Source organism: Burkholderia sp. HAN2018 (genome assembly GCF_024704855.1).
Classification (GTDB): Bacteria; Pseudomonadota; Gammaproteobacteria; order Burkholderiales; family Burkholderiaceae; genus Burkholderia; species Burkholderia cepacia.
This window is the reverse complement of sequence record NZ_QOBB01000073.1, coordinates 14038-30282: the sequence shown is the minus strand read 5'-3', so window position 1 is coordinate 30282 and position 16245 is coordinate 14038. Positions and strand designations below refer to the sequence as shown.

Below are 16245 nucleotides of genomic sequence, written 5' to 3'. Positions count from 1 at the left end.
CGCAACCTGGCCATCGCGTTCGAGCATTACAACGAGAAGCATCCCCATAGCGCGTTGAAATACCGCTCGCCTCGCGAGTTCCGGCGCTCGATGGATTCAGCAACCTTAGTGTGATGCTGTGTCCGGTATTACAGGGTCAACTCCAGTCCGATGGGAGATACTCGGCAACGTGTCGTGAGCGTACGATCGTCGCAGCAACGGCAAACGGACATCGCGACGTATTTCCGTGCGCGGAGATGATCGTCACGGATGGATGGGCAACCTTCACCCGTGACGACGTTGAAGTGCGGAGCTGCAGCGCACGATACGCAGCGTCACACTTCGATATTCATTCGCTCTAAGAGGGCCGTCGGATGAGCCAGCTTGTACGGGTCGCGCCAGGCGTTGTTTTCTCCTCCGACGTGCTTGGTGTCGAGTGGGTACGCAAGGTCAGGCCGAGCGCCGGCGGTGATCCTCTACCCGGGAATGAACAACGATCCGAGCGGCGCGAGCACCTCAAAAGTGATATGGCTCACGCCGTCCAAGAGAGCGATTCAATCCAAATGTCGCTGCTCTAACGAGTCCGGGCCCACACTCTCGCCCACCTCCTCCGTTCCTCCTGGTCGATCGCCTCGCAAGTAATCCCGCCCAATTTGCGTGCACGCCCCCGCAGATCGCCATAGGGTCGGACCATTTCATGAACCGCTTCCGCGTGTACGGTACCTGCGCGGCCGTCCAGGCCTATCTGGCCCCGCTACGCCGTCCTTCAGGCCACTTACGCGCTGGATTCTCGTCCCGCTCCTCTGTCCCCTTGGGCGCCTCCCACCGGCGCCGGCGCAAATTCCGCCCTGTCCGGCCCGATCCAGAAACTGGAAGACGGCGACCTCGTTAAGCAGCAGCAGATGAAGTATGTCGCCGGCGCAAACTATGCAATGCTTGGCGCCGGCGTCGGCTATGCGGGGTACGCCGTCGGCGCCGCGGCGATTGGAGCTGGCGCGACTGGCGCCGCTGCTTTAGGAGCCGGCGCGTTGGCCGCTGCCCCCGCGGTCATAGCCGCAGGCGTCGCATGGGGCCTCGACGAGGTTGGGTTCACCGGATGGATGGCTGATCGATTTGTCGGCGCAGGTGACGCGCTGGGTTTGACGATCGGCCGCGGCGCCCCCCATCCGGCTTGTGTCGGAGACGCAGTTGCCCACTCATCCGGCTTCTGGGGCATTGTTGCCGGCATCGCCGTCGGCGTGGCCGCTGGCGCCCTACTGGCTGCAACGATCGCCACTGGAGGCGTGCTCGGAGTGGTTTTAGCCGGCGCAGCGCTGGGAGCAGGCCTCAGCCTTGGAAGTGCCCTCGCCTCCGCAAGCCAGAGCATGGGAAGCGATTGCGGGCAGATCAAGACTGGTTCGAGCAACGTCTTCTTCGAAGGAAAGAAGGTTGCCCGCGTAACCGACATCGTGCAGTGCGATCACCATTCCGGTCCGCAGCCGCTGGTGCAAGGTAGCAAAACCGTATTCGTCAACGGTCTCCCGCTCGTCCGAATCGGCCACGAGACTCATTGCAGCGGCAAGATCAACTCCGGCCGCAAAAGCATCTTCATCGACAAGACGACTGGGCAATACGGGCCGAAGAACCCTGAACTATCAGCAACGCAGGAATTCATCGCCGGCCTGATCGGCGGGATCGCCGGGGGCGCGATCGCACGGGTGTCCGCAAAGCGTCTCGGCATCGACGACGCAACCCGCTCCCTATGTAAAGACCCGGTCGACCCAGTGTCCGGTGAGCTGCTCGAAATTCGAACCGACCTGTCGATCCCTGGCGTGCTCCCGCTCGAGCTGACTCGTCGTTACCGGACACGTTCGGATGACAGAGGAATGTTGGGCCCACGCTGGTCCGATTCGTGGTCGCAGCGGCTATCGATCACCGACGAACGATTCGTGTACTTTCACAACGGTGCAGGTCTCGCGATTGGATTCGATGCGCCAGAGATGGCGCTCAACTCCATCAATGTCACTGCGCCGCGATATCGACTCGTCGGAAGCCGAGAAGAACCACGCATCTTGGACAGAGATTCCCGCGTACTCCATATTTTTGCGCCATTGACGGACGCGCGTGAGTCTCGACTTGAGCGCATTGAAGATCTCGACGGCAACGCAATCACCCTATCCTACGATGGCTCAGATCGACTTTCTAGCCTCAAACATACAGACGGATACACCGTTGAAGTGCACTATCACGCAAGCGATGCGAATCCGGATCGCATAGTTCTTCACGAGAACGACAGTACGCCTCGCACTCTCGTCGAGTACCGCTATAGCAGCGGTGCGCTCGCCGACGTCGCGAGCTATCAGTTCGGGCGGTTTCACTATGAGTACGACGCGGATGGATGGTCCGCTGGCGCGACAGTGATCAGACCGATGTCCGGTATCTCTATGATTCTGACGGACGAGTGATCGAGACCGGTACCGCCGAGGGCTACCACACTGGTCGTTTCGTATACGAAAGCCGCCTGACTCGGGTGATCGACGCAGACGGACAGCGTGTGTTCGAGTACGACGACGACGGCATGGTGATCGCGGAGACCGATCCAACCGGTGCATGTGTCCGGCAAGAGTGGACGTTCGGCCATCTCACTGCCAGGACTGATGCGCTCGGCAGGCGAACCACGTTCCGCTATAACGAGGTCGGTTTGTTGGTCGAGGTCGAGGACCACGGTGGCCGCGCGTTGCAGGTCGAATACGACGATTCGCAGCTTTTGCTTTCCGCAATTCAACCGAACGGAAGCAAGATTCAGTGGGAGTACGACCATCTCCGCCGCATCATCGCCCGCACCGACGCCGACGGCGTGCGAACGAGCTATCGGTATGGCGCCCGGGGCGAGCTCTTGCGAATCGTTCAGGGCGAGCGCGAAACGAAGCTTAGTTACGACGAGCACCATCGTCCTCGCTCTGTTGAGCTGCCCTCTGGCGCAAAGTTGCTGCGCAAGGTCGATCTACTTGGCCGCGTGCTAGAAGAGACCACACCGGACGGCGCAACGACACGCTTCAGCTACGTCGACGGGCCCGACAATCCCCGCGGACAGTTGACCGCTCTCACACGTCCAGACGGCTCGGTGTTGCGTGTGCGCTATAACGGCGAGGGCTTGCCCGTCGAGTGGATCGACCCGCTCGGACGAACGACGAAAAGAACCTTCGGCCCCTTCGATCTCTTAACTTCGACGATCGACGCGACAGGCCACATGATTCAATTCGAATACGATCATGCGACCCGCCTGACACGCGTTGTCAATCAGCTCGGCGAAACTTACACCTATCAATACGACGCCGCCGGCCGTCTCGTCGGCGAAATCGACTGGGGTGGGCGCGAGACGCGCTACGCGCGCGATGCGGCTGGCAAACTCCTTGCAAAGACGCTGCCCGATGGCGGTCAATGGCGCTACGGCTACGATCTGTACGACCGAGTCGTCGAAATCGACGCCGGCGACGCCAAGCTCCTCTACCGCTACGACGCAAGTGGTCATCTCGCATCGGCCAGCTCGGTGAACGGCGAAGCGACGCATATCACGAATTTCGCGTATGGCAGTGGCGGCCGGCTTATCGCCGAGGACCAGAACGGCGAACTCCTGCGTCACATGTACGATGCGGAGGGAAGGCGTCTCATGCGTACGACGCCGCGACGTGAGACTGCCTATGCGTACGACGCCCTGGGAGCTTGCACGGAGGTTGCCGGTCTAGCGATCCATCGAGATGGCCTTGGACGCATGACCGGGGGACAATTCGGCGACTTCCTCTCGCGGCAGGACTACGATCCCGTGGGACGGCTTCAGCGCCAAGTTGCCGGGCCGCGTGCCGCGTTCGAAGCTCTGCAAACCGATTCTGTGCGCGCGATCGAGCAATTGACCCGCCACGTCTATGAATACGATCAAGCGGGCCAACTGGAGCGTCTGCAAACGAACACCGATTCGCTCGAGCTCAAGCACGACGCACGTGGGCAGGTCGTGTCCGCGACGAGCCTCGTTCACCCGTCCGAGCATTTCCGCTACGACGCGGCGATGAACGTTGCGGCGCATGGCCACCAAGACGCCGTGGATGCTCACATGTATCGGCCAGGCGGACTGCCAGAGCAAGTCGGACACGTCAGGTACCGCTATGACAAGCGGGGGCGGACAATCGAAAAGACCGTCGCCCGCCCGGGATTCCGAGCCCAGACGTGGCTGTACACCTGGGACGGCCTGAATCGTCTGGTGAAGGTCGTAACGCCCGAACGAGGAGTCTGGTCCTACGGCTACGATGCGTTCGACCGACGCATCGAGAAGCGACACGTCGGAGACAGGCAAGCTACACGGTTCCTTTGGGACGGCGCCACGCTCGCAGAGCAATGGGTCGAGATGCGAGACGGCACCACCGGCCAATGTGTCACCTGGCACATCGAACCCGACACGTATCTGCCCCTGGCGCAAGAGACCGACGGCGGCCTTTACCCGATCGTGACGGATCAGATTGGGCTACCGAGGGCCGTGTTTGATTCGACCGGGAAGGCTGTTTGGACCGGCTCCTACTCGCTCTGGGGCAAAAAGTTACCGGCCAGGCCAGCGGCAAACGACCCGATTAGCACCGTCGTCGATTCGTCGCATCGATTCCCGGGTCAGTGGGCAGACGACGAGACTGGCCTGAGCTACAACCTCCATCGATACTATGACCCCGACTCTGGACAATACCTGAGCAGCGATCCGATCGGACTCGAAGGCGGATACCGAACACAATCTTACGTGCACAACCCGATAGAGTTCATGGACCCGCTGGGGTTGCAGGACTGCTGGGGCAGGTACTTCGAGAAGATATCCGGCACGAAGGCGCCGGAGGGGATGATCAAGCCGCACGCCCACCACATCATCTTCAAGGGGGATTTCAAGACGCGCCCGTCGATCTTGAAGCAGCTTGAGAGAAGCCGTGCAGTCGCGAAGAAATGGGATATTGATCCGGTATACGACAAGGACGCCTTGATGTGGGCACCCAACGAGGGCCACTCCGCAGTTAACGCGAAGGCGGTAGCCGATGCGTGGGAAAAGTCCGATGCTAGAATCAGCGCGATGGATCTGCCGCGCGCTGAAGGACAAGCAGCAATGCGGGCCGAACTACAACGAATCGGTCGAGAAGTTTTTCTAGGTAACAACGACTAGGTCATACAGCGAGGGTCAATATGAGCGTGTTTCCTGATTTCGCGCGGGAGATTGCCGACGCGGCACGAGTGACTTACCGCGCCCTTCTTGCGGCACATCCCGACGAACATTTTTATGCTTTTGCTCTCTACACCGACAGTGGCGCGATGACCGTCGTGCCGGCCGCCAATACTGAGGAGGGGTTGAAGCGGGTCCGCGAACAGATGGAAATCGATGACGACGAGGATGCTCCGGAGTTCACGTGGGCGACCGGCGAATGGGCGTATGAAGCAGCCGAGTCGGACTCGTTCAATCCCTTATGCAAAAGGTTGGCCGACACGGTACTTGGTCCGAACTTTCCGGAAGCGAAGTTTCACGTCTTTTTTGAAGATCTCCAGAGCGACATGATCGAAGCGCTGCGACTTCTCGATCAGGAAGGACTGTTCGGAACCGGTGCGGAGCGCGAGAAAATCACGCTGTTCGTCACGATCAGTGATGACGACGGGTCCGTGGATCTAGAGAACAAATCGGCCAAGGTATTGAACCCGCCTTCCGTGTTCGATCGCTTCATCAAGCGCTACGACTAGCAGCGGAAATACCCATCAGAAACACCGGCCGCGGATTGAGACGTGACAAGGTCACGATGCCGACGATCACTTACTGTCGGGCAGGCTGCACAAGTTCGTCGGTTTCACAAAAGAAATCTCGTTGACCAGGTGCCGGTCGAGCCGGCCGACGTGCAGCTCGCGGTCGCGCATGCCCTGCCCGCTTCAGCGCGCGCGAGATCGCCTGCAATTGCGCCCACAGGTGCTCGGCGTCCGCGACCGATAGAGTATCTGCAGCAGCATCTAATGCGGCAACGATCATGTCGAATTGCTGGGCTGCCGATGCAAGAACCGGTAGGGCTCGCGCACGGGCCTGCTCTTCGCGATAGACAGCCATCCAACACGAGAGCGTCTGGCGTTCGGCGCGGTTCAACACCTGGAGTAGCATCCGTGGCACCGGTTCGTTGACGCGAAACGACCCGACTACACGACGGACACAACGAGCGCCCTCACGCGATCGCCCGACCGCGGCAGATCCTCTCGACGGTTCGAGGCGCACCAACTTGACTACGCGTCCCTGTTTGCGAATCAGCATGGGGATTGTCTGGGTCACACGATCACTGCAGCAGCATAGCGCAAACTTTCGTTACGATCGACGACGCCACACGCGAGGTAAAGAGCACGCTTGGGGGCGTCGCACGAGGTCCGAGAATAAATCGGGACTGCTTGCCGTGCGAGGTTCCCTCGCTTATATCGTACTCGACACGACACCGGAGGTCATCGTGAACGTCCCGCTGTTGATGCCACGCCTGTTCTGTTCGGCCTTCGAGCTGGCCGGCGCGATCCACGATGGCGAGGTGTTGGTCGATACGCGCCGGGTTTCGAAGATTCTTGGGATGCTGATTGCGTTCTATGGAGCGGATCCTGGCCCTTACGAGGTCGCTCTCGCGGCCGTGGCGACAGACGTGTTCTCAGACGAAAACACACGCGCCTGTTTCCTTGAGAGGGTCGATGCGTTCGACCGTCTGCTCGCGAATAGAGGTCTAATTGACGCGTGGGGCACACACGGATGGGTGCGACGCAACCCGACCGATCAAGATCGGTTTGCGCCCGCTCTATTTGTGGTCGAGGCCGCGGCGATCTGTCCTTTGAACACCGATCGCCGAGCGTTCGACCTACGGGATTTTCACGCAGCGGCGTACAAACGAGCCGCCGCGCGAGGTGTGGAGTTTTGGTAGCCAGGGTGGATCACTCGAACCCCATTTCAAGTGTGATTGCTTGCATGGCGACGGGAACTCCTGCCGCAATCTGCGGTTCAGTCGACGCGCCGCGTCTAGCAAGACTGGCATCCATCGATGCCTCGACCGGCACCACGTCGGCACGAACTGGGGCCGGCCGCCCAGCTCATTCATCTGCCAGGGCACGGCGGTACACGCGGCTCACCGCACTTCGAGATCGACGCTTGCCTGCGGGCGAAAAGCAAGGTCGCCCCCCTACACGGGCACACTCGACCACGTCGTCGCCCCTGGTACTCAATAGGCATCCGACCTCCAGCGTCTCCATGCTGTCGATGTCGAAACACGCGATCGTAACGATCGACGGGCCCTTCAGCCGCACGCGGCTTGGTGAATTCAATTCGAACGTAAGTGCGCTGGGGCAGAGCCTCCTGCTGAGGTGGTTCGACATGGATCAAGCAGCTGTAGCACGCAGGCGCCCGCGTGGATTCGCCGATCGCTCTGCAGAGCAAAACGCCTCCCATTGCTCAGGTGTGGCTCGGTCGATCTTCTCAATCGCCACGGTGCGCGCGGCGTCGATCGACCCTTCCATGATCCTTCCAATGCTTCGTCCCGTTTCCACGTCCGACACCGAGAACAGCGCCGGCGTGTACGGATCGGAGAGCGTGCTGCGATGCACGGCCCAAGTGCGACCACGATGTTCGAACGGGACACCGATTGTTTCGATCCAGCGATCTTCATGCAGCGCGACGTGGAACACGATTCCATCGACGCGCAGGGGCTCCGGCCTGGCGAGTACCCTTTTGTTGGTCTTGTGAGTCATCAGGTCACTCCTAATCAGCCTGGTTGAGGATCTCAACATTGAAACCGGCGGGCCAGCCGTACGTACGGACCTGCAGCGCGTCCTCCGCGATCAACTCGGGTATGACGTCCCAGTAGTCTTCATCGGTCGGTGTGATCATCACGATTGCACTCGGCATACCTCTTGCCGCAGCGATCTGGCCGGCTAGGCGCTTGAGTTCTGCGGTCCAATCGCGAACCTGCTGCTCTAGGATCCGCTGTTCGTCATACGCTTTCGTCATCATTTTCCTCATCGAGTCACTGGTTCCGGGATCCCCTTGATTTCGGTGCAGTTTACCGGTGTAAGTCGATCTAGCTGCGACAAGAGTTTGCGCTCCGCTCCCTAAAAAATATTCTTTATAATCAATTGGATGATGATTGCTAGCCCAAAGATCGCTCTTGGCTAAGAGACGCGAATTGAATCCATCAAATTCTCGGCAATGCATCTAATATTTTTTTGCTTTACCTAAATTTGTTTACCTGCAAGTATTGCCCTGCGGTTCGTAACGAACTGCATCGAGCCTGAACGTTTCTTTCGGATTGCTTTAATTTTTAATACGTGGAGCTTCAGATGAAGATCGAAAACAAGATGGTCATGAAAGGTGCACAAAGCAAAATCGTCCACGCAATTACCGCTGCCCTGAAGTGACAGCAGCGTAGTGAATTGTCAATGGCGGATCCCGGGATCCGCCATATCGGACAGAGGCGACCGATGAATCCCATCGAACAGAACGGCGACCTGCTTCAGATGTTCAATCCAGACGGCGTCCGGCTGGCCAACGAGACCGTGCGGCCGGTATTTCCCGATCTCGTTGATAAACTGGCTTCGGACATTTATGGATACGCGTATCGCCGACCCGGCATTGATCTGAAGACACGGCACCTCGTCACGCTCGGGGTAATCAGCGCCATGGGCGGCTGCGAGAATCAATTGCGTTTTCAACTTGGCGCTGCCCTGCACCTCGGCATACCGATCGAACAAATTCGCGAGGTATTTATTCAGGTGCAAGTTTTTGCCGGGAACGCACGGGCGTTCAACGCGGCAGCCATTTTCAAATCCGTTGCCGACGAGTTTCAGAAGAGCGAATAGCGTGATGCACTCGACCCGATGGCAGCTGATCGTGACTTATGTGTTAGCCGACGCAGCCGTGACGGTTTCGTCGCGCATCCTGCAATTCTATGCCACCTGGCTTTTGCTGAAGGACATCGCAAGCCCGTCGGCACTCACGCTGACGCTAATCGCGACGTGGGCGACGACCTTGCTATTCCTTCCATTTGTCGGCGTTGTCGCCGAGCGAATCCGCAAGAGCACCGTGTTGCTGTGCGCGTCGCTGCTCGCACTTGCATCGGTGATACCGGTCGTCGTCGTTGCACGTACGCTTCACGTCACCCACTCGAATTGGCTTGTTGTCGTTATCGTCATCGCAAGCGTGACCTCGAGCGTCGCCGTGGCGGCCCTGATGCCGCTGAGCACACCGCTGATACCCGAGATTTCGCCCGATGCCGACGAGGTTCGCAGAGGTTTGCGCCTGAAGGCGTCGGGTTTCATCCTGAACATCCTGTTCGGCCCGACGTTGGCGGGCTTCATGATCGGGGCATTTGGCGGCGAGTCCGCGCTTTGGCTGAGTGCCGCGAGCAGTTGTCTCGGCGTCGTGGCCTCGCTCGCCTTCCACATGTCGTTCAGTGCGGTGCAATCGGTGCGAACGCGCGCCGGGCCAGCACCGTCGTTTTTCCGGGACCTGCGCCACGGGATGCAACGGGTACTCGGTATTCGAGCCGAGCGGGCGATCGCGACAGCGTCGCTGCTCGCCAACATGCTGTTCGTCCCGTTCATATTCTTCCTGTTGCCAGCCAAGGTTCTCGCGGAGGGCGGCACCATGCTGAACGTGGCCAGCATCGAGCTGTCGTTGGGCGCGGGCGTATTGGGGGCTTCTGCCCTGCTGATCCAGCAAGCCCGGCGCATCGCTTCCGATCATGCAGTTTCGAGCGTCGGCATCGGAATGATCGGCGCCTCCATCTTTGCGTTCGGGTTCACGCACCATCTCCTCACTTGGTGCGTGCTGGGTTTCGCATTGGGTGTCGGGTTGACGACGTTCAACGTCACAGTCAATTCGAAACGAGCGATGGCGATTCCGGAAGGGCATCGCACCGGCATGGAATCGAGCCTGATGTTTCTTTGCACGGCCGCCGCTCCTTTGGGCATCTGGATATCGGGCGTGGCCCTCAAGACACTGTCGCCCGACGCCGTCATCATCTACGGCAGCGAACTTTTCGTGCTTGCACTCCTTTGTATCGTCTTTTCCAGGCCGTTGAGGCTCATGCTCAATTCCGGAGATAGTGGCTTGCCTCACTATCTCCAGACTAACCGAGAACTGTTCGACCTTCAATCACTGTCATGACCTATCCCTTTCTTCCGGTGGCAAGTGTGGCTTCGTCGCTGTCAACGGGGTTCAAATCCCAACTGAAGTCCGCGTATGAGGATCTGCTCGAACAACTCGCGGCACATGCGCCGGCGCTGTTTCCCGACAGCGTCCACGCGCACTTCGCAACCTTGCAGCCCGCCGGATTCAATGGATTTCACAGCTTCGCCTACCACTATGTGATCCGCTTGGCGGAGCAGAACAAGCTGCCGGAAGCGTCGCGCCTGCTCACGGTCATCGCGCGCGACCGATACGAGACGCTGCCTCGATTCACGCCGGCATCGCGCATCGATTGCAAGTTGCTACGCGAGGTGCTGGACGAAATCTCGGGTGGCACATCCTATACGGAGATTGTCTTACGGCCGCTGCCCCGGGAAAAGGAGCAACTCGCGGAAGCGGCTATGACACACGGCGTTCGGGTGCTTGAAGCCGCGTATGCGGAACTCGCCGCGGAGATCGAGATCCTCGTCGGCTCGATCGTCTTTTTTGAATCGGCCGGTGCGACTAGCGAGCGTGCGTTATCGCTAACGGGTGATAAGCTTCAATCGATGATTCTCGTGAACGGGGAGATCGACCTGAGTTGGATCTTCCTGCTCGACAAGCTGGTTCATGAGGCGGCGCACACCTACCTATATGGCATCAATTTGCGCGAGGAACTCGTTCAAAACAGCCCGGAAATAAAGTATGCGTCTCCGCTGCGTCGGGATGCCCGCGACATGCTTGCGATCTATCACGCGACGTTTGTCATCCAACGCCTGCTGGTTGCGTTTACGCGCATTCTTGAGCGTGCGGCGCTATCTGATGCCGATCGGGTCACGATCAAGGAGATGCTCGGGCTGTACCATGCCCGACTCGATGCCGGCTTCTCGACGATCGAGCGTTATGGCGTTTTGTCCAACGTCGCGCGGGAATTGATCCATGAGGGGCGGGATTGTGCAAAATCGCTGGCGTCCTGCTGATTGAGGCTGCGGGCTTTGTCAAGTTAGCCGAGTAAGTACGGAGCGAGCGTAAGAGTGACCCGCTGCGTCATGCTGCAGACGGAATGGGGGGGACTTCGGTGAATTCATGCCACGTCGAGAAACGTGCGGCAAGGTGTTTGCGATAAAGAGAGGCGCGCAGTAGATGTCGCTTCAAGGCGAAATGCTGACGGATCGGTCCGAAGCTCGCGAGGAAGGCCTGAGTTCGCTTCGGGTCGCGAAACCCTCGCATGCGTCGCTCGCGTTCGCGGGTGGGTTGATGGCTGTTCTCAACACGGTTGTTCACGCGCGCACAGGCCTTCACGAACACGTGCTTCACGTTCGCCAGTTCCGGTAACTCCGCCTTCGCAGCAGGATAACTGCGCAGCTGATCGGTAACGATCTTTCGCGGCGCCGGAAAGGAATGCAGCACTCGCTGGAAGAAACGTTTGGCGGCAGCTTTATCACGCCGCTTCTGCAGCAGGATGTCGAGTTCGGCGCCATGCTCGTCGACGGCGCGCCACAGCACATAAGGCTCGCCGCGCAGAGTCACGAACATCTCGTCGAGGTGCCAGGTGCTGCCGGTCTTGCGTCGTACAGTCTTCGCGCAGCCCGCGAAGACTGCACCGAATTTGTCGCACCAGCGACGGATGGTTTCGTGGCTGACGATGACACCGCGTTCGAACAGCAGTTCCTCAATGTCGCGCAGACTGAGCTGGAACCGGAAGTACCATCGGACTGCCAGGCTGATGATCGCAGCTGGGAAACGATGGCCGTGGTAAAGCGATTTGGGATTCGTCATTCCGGCATCCTACGCGATCACCCTCCGTAACGTGACAAAGCCCACATGTCTACGAAGTCACGCTGGCGCTGGGTTCGAGCGCAGAGTGGCTTTCCTCTGCCCCGGGCCGGATCTTGAACCAGATCGAGTACATCGCTGGCAGAAACACCAACGTCAGTATCGTTCCTGCGAAAGTTCCTCCGATCAGCGTATAGGCCAGCGTGCCCCAGAACACGGAATGGGTCAGCGGAATGAACGCAAGCATCGCGGCAACCGCAGTCAGGATCACGGGCCTCGAGCGCTGCAGGGTGGCCTCCACTACCGCATCGAACGGCGCCATGCCCGCACGCGTGTTCTCTTCGATCTGGCCGATCAGGATCAGCGTGTTGCGCATCAGGATGCCGGAGAGCGCAATGAGCCCCACCAATGCGTTGATGCCGAAGGGCTGATTGAACAGCAGGAGTGTCGGCACCACGCCGATCAAACCCAGCGGACTGGTCGCGAACACCATCATGGTCGCGGCAATCGAGCGCGTCTGGAAAATGATGATGAGCAGCGTCAGCGCAATCATGATCGGGAACAGCGGCGCGAGCGCATTGGTCGCCTTGTTGGCCTCCTCGATGGAGCCGGCCTCCTCGATCCGGTAGCCGCCCGGCAGCTTCGCGATGATGGGCTGCAATTGCGCGAGCATCGCGGTCGACACGTCGGGCGGTTGCAATCCTTCGGCGATATCGCCACGCACGGTAATCGTCGGCGTTCGATCGCGACGGCGCAGGATCGGATCCTCCATGCGGATGTCGACCTTGCCGACCTGCGAGAGCGGCACCCGCTGCCCTGCGTTACCGATCAGCGTGAATTCCTCGATCCGTTGCGGGTCGAGCCGGGTGTCTCCCGCCGAACGCGCGACCAGCTCCACCGAACGAATGTCCTCGCGCACGTGCGTGACGGGAATTCCGGTCAGCAGGAATTGCAGTTGCTGCGCGACCGAGCTGGACGTCAGCCCGAACGACCCGAGACGATTTTGATCGAGCGTGAAATGCACGGTGGGAACACGCGGCCCCCAGTCGGCGTTCACCGTTCGCATCATCGGGCTGGCCTTCATGGTCCGCTCGACCTGCGCGGCGATGGTGCGCAACGTCCCCGCGTCCGGGCCCATGACCCTGAACGCAACGGGGTAAGGCGAGTAAGGGCCGAACACCAGCTGCGTGACGCGAACCTGCGCCCCGGGCACCAATCCTTCGGCGACGACCTTGCGCAGACGGAATTTGAGCGCTTCCCGCTGGTGCTCATCGCTCGTGCGGATCACGATCTTCGAGAAGGACGAATCCGGCAACTCCGGAGACATGGCCAGATAGAAGCGCGGCGCACCCTGCCCGATGTACGAGGTCACGATCTGCGCTTCCGGCTGCTTCGCGAGCCACGCCTCGACTTTTTCCGTTGCCGACGCGGTCTGCTCGATCGAAGTCCCATAGGGCATCTGCACTTCGACGAGCACTTCCGGGCGATCGGACGTCGGGAAGAACTGCTTCTTCACCAGTCCCATGCCCATCACGGCAACCACGAACGATGCCACCACGATCCCGGCGACCATCCACTTGCGTCCGATCACGCGCCTGAGGAAACGGCGAAAGCGCTGGTAGTTCCGCGTGTTGTAGATCGCTTCGTGGCCGCCTTCGATCACGGCGATGTCGGGTAACAGCTTGACGCCGAGGTACGGCGTGAAGACGACGGCCACGACCCACGACGTGATCAGCGCGATGCCGACGATCCAGAACATGTTGCTCGTGTATTCGCCGGCCGTCGAGCGCGCGAAGCCGTTCGGCATGAAGCCGACCGCCGTGACCAGCGTGCCCGACAGCATCGGCGCGGCCGTATGGCTCCACGCGTAAGCCGACGCCTGGACGCGGTTGTAGCCCTCCTCCATTTTCACGACCATCATTTCGATGGCGATGATCGCGTCGTCGACGAGCAGGCCCAGCGCGAGAATCAGCGAACCGAGCGTGATGCGGTCGAAGCTCTTGCCCGTGGCGGCCATCACGACGAAGACCCCCGCGAGCGTCAGCGGCACCGCCGCCGACACGACGATGCCGACGCGCCATCCCATGCTCGCGAAGCTCACGACCATCACCACGAGCAGCGCGACGAAGAACTTGACCATGAATTCGTCGACGGCCGAATGGATATTGACGGCCTGGTCGGTCACCTTCGTGAGACTCATGCCCAGCGGCATCCCGGCATTGATCGATGCGACCTCCGCGTCGAGCGCGTTGCCGAGGTTGAGCCCGTTCCAGCCGTCCCGCATCACGACGCCGAGCAGCAACGCCGGTTCGCCGTTGTTGCGAATCTGGAACGTGGCCGGGTCTTCGTACCCGCGTTCGACGGTCGCCACGTCGGAGAGCTTCAACGTGCGGCCCTGAACGACGATCGGCGTGTCACGAATGGTCTGCAGCTTGTCGAACGCGCCTTCGACACGAATGAAGACCTGCGCGCCCACCGTATCGATCGAACCGGCCGGCGTCAGAACGTTCTGGTTGTTCAACGCGGCAAAGATCTCCTGGGGCGTCACGCCGAGCGTCGCGAGCCGGTCGTGCGAAAACGAGACATAGATCCGTTCCGCCTGCTCGCCGATGATGTTCACCTTCTTGACGCCCGGCACATGAAGAAGCCGCTGGCGCAATCCCTCGGCGTCGCGCACCAGCACTCGTTGCGGCTCGCCTTTTGCCTTGAGCGCGAAAAGCGCGAACGTTACGTCGGAGTACTCATCGTTGACGAGCGGGCCGATTACGCCGGGCGGCAGGTTGCCCGCTTCGTCATGCAGCTTCTTGCGCGCCTGATAGAACTCCTCGGGCACGTCCGCGGGCGGCGTACTGTCGAGCAAGGTCACCGTGGTGAAGGCCAACCCCGGACGCGTATAGGTCTCCGTCCGGTCGTACCAGCGCAGTTCCTGCATGCGCTTTTCGAGCGGCTCGGCCACCTGGTCCTGCATTTCCTGCGCGGTCGCGCCGGGCCATGCCGTAATGACCGTCATCGACTTGACGGTAAAGGGCGGATCTTCGGCCCGCCCCAGTTTCAGGAAGGCAACCACGCCGGCGATCGAGATCAGGATGATCAGAAACAGCGTGACCGAGCGCTCCCGCACCGCGAGCGCCGACAAGTTGAAGCCGCTCATTGCGCCGCTCCTTGCGCGGAGACGGATGCCGCGATCATCTTGTCGTTGGCGAGACGCACATGCTCTCCGTCGTGCAACAACTGGGCACCGAGCGCGACGACCTGGTCGCCGTCGCGAAGGTCGCCCGTTACCGTCGCACTGTCGTCGCTCAATGCGGTGACACGCACCTTGCGCCAGGTCACGCGCGATTGGGCCCGGTCGACCGTCCAGACCCCGGTGCCCGTGCCCGGATCGAACACGGCGCCGACCGGGACCACCATGCCGGCGGGTGCGTGGCCGGCATCGCCGGCGAGATCGAGCGTCACGGTCGCGCCGAGCGGCGCATTCGACAGCGCGCCCTGGAGGACGTACCGCGCCTCGTAGGTTCGTGTCAGCCGATCGGCGGAGTCGGAGAGCTGGCGCAGGACGGCGGGAACAGGCTTCTGGGCCGCGCCGTACAGCGTCGCCTCGGCGATCGAGCCGGATGCGGGACGCAGCGTCTCGGGAAGCTGGACGACGGCTTCGCGGGGGCCGGCATGCGCGAGCCGCACGACGATTTGTCCCGGCGCGACGACCTGGCCGGGCTCCGCCAGCGTCTCGACCACCACGCCGTCGGCGTCCGCCATGACGACAGCGTATCCGGACGCATTGTTGGCGAGCACGGCCTGCGCCTGCGCCGCGACGAGCTGGGCCTTGGCGGAGTCCGCGGCCGCCTTGAGCTGGTCATAGGTCGATGCCGAAACCGCGCCTGCCGCGACGAGATCCCGATAGCGCGCCTCGTCAGCGGCCGTCTGCGTCGCGCGCGCCTGCGCGGCATCCACGAGCTTCTGCTGTGCACGAGCCTGCAGCCCCAGATCGATCGGATCGATGCGCATCAGCGGCTGGCCGCGCTTGACCGTCTGGCCCGCGTCGACCAGCCGCTCGACGACCTTGCCCTGAACCCGGAAACCGAGATCGCTCTGAACGCGGGCGCCCACGACACCCGAAAACGACCGGCTCGCCCCCGCCGCGCCGTGAACGGCGCTCGTACGCACAAGTGGCGCCTCGGTACGCGGATCAGCGGCCGGATGCTCGCCGCATGCCGCGAGCGCAAGCGAAGCCACGCTCAATGTGTAGACAAAATGATGGCGCCGGAACATGAGGTCCCCTCTCGCAAAGAACAGGAGCCCTCATTCTGATACCGGTGACCAAT

Annotated in this window: 13 protein-coding genes; 8 read left to right on the top strand and 5 right to left on the bottom strand. The window is 60.9% G+C overall.

The window, feature by feature from the left end; translation table 11 throughout:
* The 5 genes from DPV74_RS19605 to DPV74_RS19585 all read left to right on the top strand — a co-directional run.
* The coding region (locus DPV74_RS19605; protein WP_240439922.1) for an integrase core domain-containing protein at positions 1-114 on the top strand (114 nt) is incomplete at its 5' end.
* A 767-nt stretch (positions 115-881) separates the two neighbouring features.
* Complete coding sequence (locus DPV74_RS42145) at positions 882-2423, top strand: DUF6531 domain-containing protein (RefSeq protein ID WP_374708974.1); 1542 nt, start codon at positions 882-884, stop codon at positions 2421-2423.
* Entirely contained in the window at positions 2357-5149 is a 2793-nt protein-coding gene (locus DPV74_RS19595) for an RHS repeat-associated core domain-containing protein (protein ID WP_374708973.1), read from the top strand. Before DPV74_RS42145 ends, DPV74_RS19595 begins: the two co-directional genes overlap by 67 nt.
* 20 nt (positions 5150-5169) lie before the next feature.
* Complete coding sequence (locus DPV74_RS19590; RefSeq protein ID WP_060311772.1) at positions 5170-5715, top strand: DUF4303 domain-containing protein; 546 nt, start codon at positions 5170-5172, stop codon at positions 5713-5715.
* Between the two features lie 740 nt (positions 5716-6455).
* The gene (locus DPV74_RS19585; protein WP_119337810.1) at positions 6456-6911 is read left to right on the top strand and encodes a hypothetical protein; all 456 of its coding nucleotides are present in this window, start codon (positions 6456-6458) and stop codon (positions 6909-6911) included.
* A gap of 451 nt (positions 6912-7362) precedes the next feature.
* Here the strand turns inward: DPV74_RS19585 and DPV74_RS19580 are convergent, their stop codons facing one another.
* Both DPV74_RS19580 and DPV74_RS19575 read right to left on the bottom strand, forming a co-directional pair.
* On the bottom strand, positions 7363-7731 hold the full coding sequence (locus tag DPV74_RS19580; RefSeq protein WP_081066310.1) for a hypothetical protein: 369 nt from the start codon (positions 7729-7731) through the stop codon (positions 7363-7365).
* A 10-nt stretch (positions 7732-7741) separates the two neighbouring features.
* The gene (locus DPV74_RS19575; protein ID WP_060174511.1) at positions 7742-7990 is read right to left on the bottom strand and encodes a hypothetical protein; all 249 of its coding nucleotides are present in this window, start codon (positions 7988-7990) and stop codon (positions 7742-7744) included.
* 470 nt (positions 7991-8460) lie between these two features.
* Here DPV74_RS19575 and DPV74_RS19570 point away from each other — a divergent pair, with 470 nt between their 5' ends.
* The 3 genes from DPV74_RS19570 to DPV74_RS19560 are packed head-to-tail and all read left to right on the top strand — an operon-like array spanning position 8461 to position 11127.
* Entirely contained in the window at positions 8461-8838 is a 378-nt protein-coding gene (locus DPV74_RS19570) for a carboxymuconolactone decarboxylase family protein (protein WP_059666150.1), read from the top strand.
* 4 nt (positions 8839-8842) lie between these two features.
* On the top strand, positions 8843-10147 hold the full coding sequence (locus tag DPV74_RS19565; RefSeq protein WP_240439999.1) for an MFS transporter: 1305 nt from the start codon (positions 8843-8845) through the stop codon (positions 10145-10147).
* Positions 10144-11127 carry an HEXXH motif-containing putative peptide modification protein gene (locus DPV74_RS19560; RefSeq protein ID WP_059699305.1) on the top strand — a complete coding sequence of 328 codons (984 nt, stop codon included), beginning with the start codon at positions 10144-10146 and terminating at the stop codon, positions 11125-11127. The genes DPV74_RS19565 and DPV74_RS19560 overlap by 4 nt, the downstream gene beginning before the upstream one ends.
* 67 nt (positions 11128-11194) lie before the next feature.
* Here DPV74_RS19560 and DPV74_RS19555 read toward each other — a convergent pair whose 3' ends face one another.
* From DPV74_RS19555 to DPV74_RS19545, 3 genes are read right to left on the bottom strand one after another with little or no spacing between them, the layout of a single operon-like run.
* The gene (locus DPV74_RS19555) at positions 11195-11926 is read right to left on the bottom strand and encodes an IS6 family transposase (RefSeq protein ID WP_119337807.1); all 732 of its coding nucleotides are present in this window, start codon (positions 11924-11926) and stop codon (positions 11195-11197) included.
* A gap of 49 nt (positions 11927-11975) precedes the next feature.
* Positions 11976-15074, bottom strand: a complete 3099-nt coding sequence (locus tag DPV74_RS19550) for an efflux RND transporter permease subunit (RefSeq protein ID WP_119337806.1) — start codon at positions 15072-15074, stop codon at positions 11976-11978.
* Positions 15071-16192, bottom strand: a complete 1122-nt coding sequence (locus DPV74_RS19545; RefSeq protein ID WP_119337805.1) for an efflux RND transporter periplasmic adaptor subunit — start codon at positions 16190-16192, stop codon at positions 15071-15073. The genes DPV74_RS19550 and DPV74_RS19545 overlap by 4 nt, the downstream gene beginning before the upstream one ends.
* Positions 16193-16245 lie beyond the last annotated feature (53 nt).

What these genes read in the sequence shown, in the direction of transcription:
- DPV74_RS42145 (WP_374708974.1), top strand. Translation starts at nt 882, where the DNA reads ATGAAGTATGTCGCCGGCGCAAACTATGCAATGCTTGGCGCCGGCGTC.
- DPV74_RS19595 (WP_374708973.1), top strand. Translation starts at nt 2,357, where the DNA reads ATGGTCCGCTGGCGCGACAGTGATCAGACCGATGTCCGGTATCTCTAT.
- DPV74_RS19590 (WP_060311772.1), top strand. Translation starts at nt 5,170, where the DNA reads ATGAGCGTGTTTCCTGATTTCGCGCGGGAGATTGCCGACGCGGCACGA.
- DPV74_RS19580 (WP_081066310.1), bottom strand. Translation starts at nt 7,731, where the DNA reads ATGACTCACAAGACCAACAAAAGGGTACTCGCCAGGCCGGAGCCCCTG.
- DPV74_RS19575 (WP_060174511.1), bottom strand. Translation starts at nt 7,990, where the DNA reads ATGACGAAAGCGTATGACGAACAGCGGATCCTAGAGCAGCAGGTTCGC.
- DPV74_RS19570 (WP_059666150.1), top strand. Translation starts at nt 8,461, where the DNA reads ATGAATCCCATCGAACAGAACGGCGACCTGCTTCAGATGTTCAATCCA.
- DPV74_RS19565 (WP_240439999.1), top strand. Translation starts at nt 8,843, where the DNA reads ATGCACTCGACCCGATGGCAGCTGATCGTGACTTATGTGTTAGCCGAC.
- DPV74_RS19560 (WP_059699305.1), top strand. Translation starts at nt 10,144, where the DNA reads ATGACCTATCCCTTTCTTCCGGTGGCAAGTGTGGCTTCGTCGCTGTCA.
- DPV74_RS19555 (WP_119337807.1), bottom strand. Translation starts at nt 11,926, where the DNA reads ATGACGAATCCCAAATCGCTTTACCACGGCCATCGTTTCCCAGCTGCG.
- DPV74_RS19550 (WP_119337806.1), bottom strand. Translation starts at nt 15,074, where the DNA reads ATGAGCGGCTTCAACTTGTCGGCGCTCGCGGTGCGGGAGCGCTCGGTC.
- DPV74_RS19545 (WP_119337805.1), bottom strand. Translation starts at nt 16,192, where the DNA reads ATGTTCCGGCGCCATCATTTTGTCTACACATTGAGCGTGGCTTCGCTT.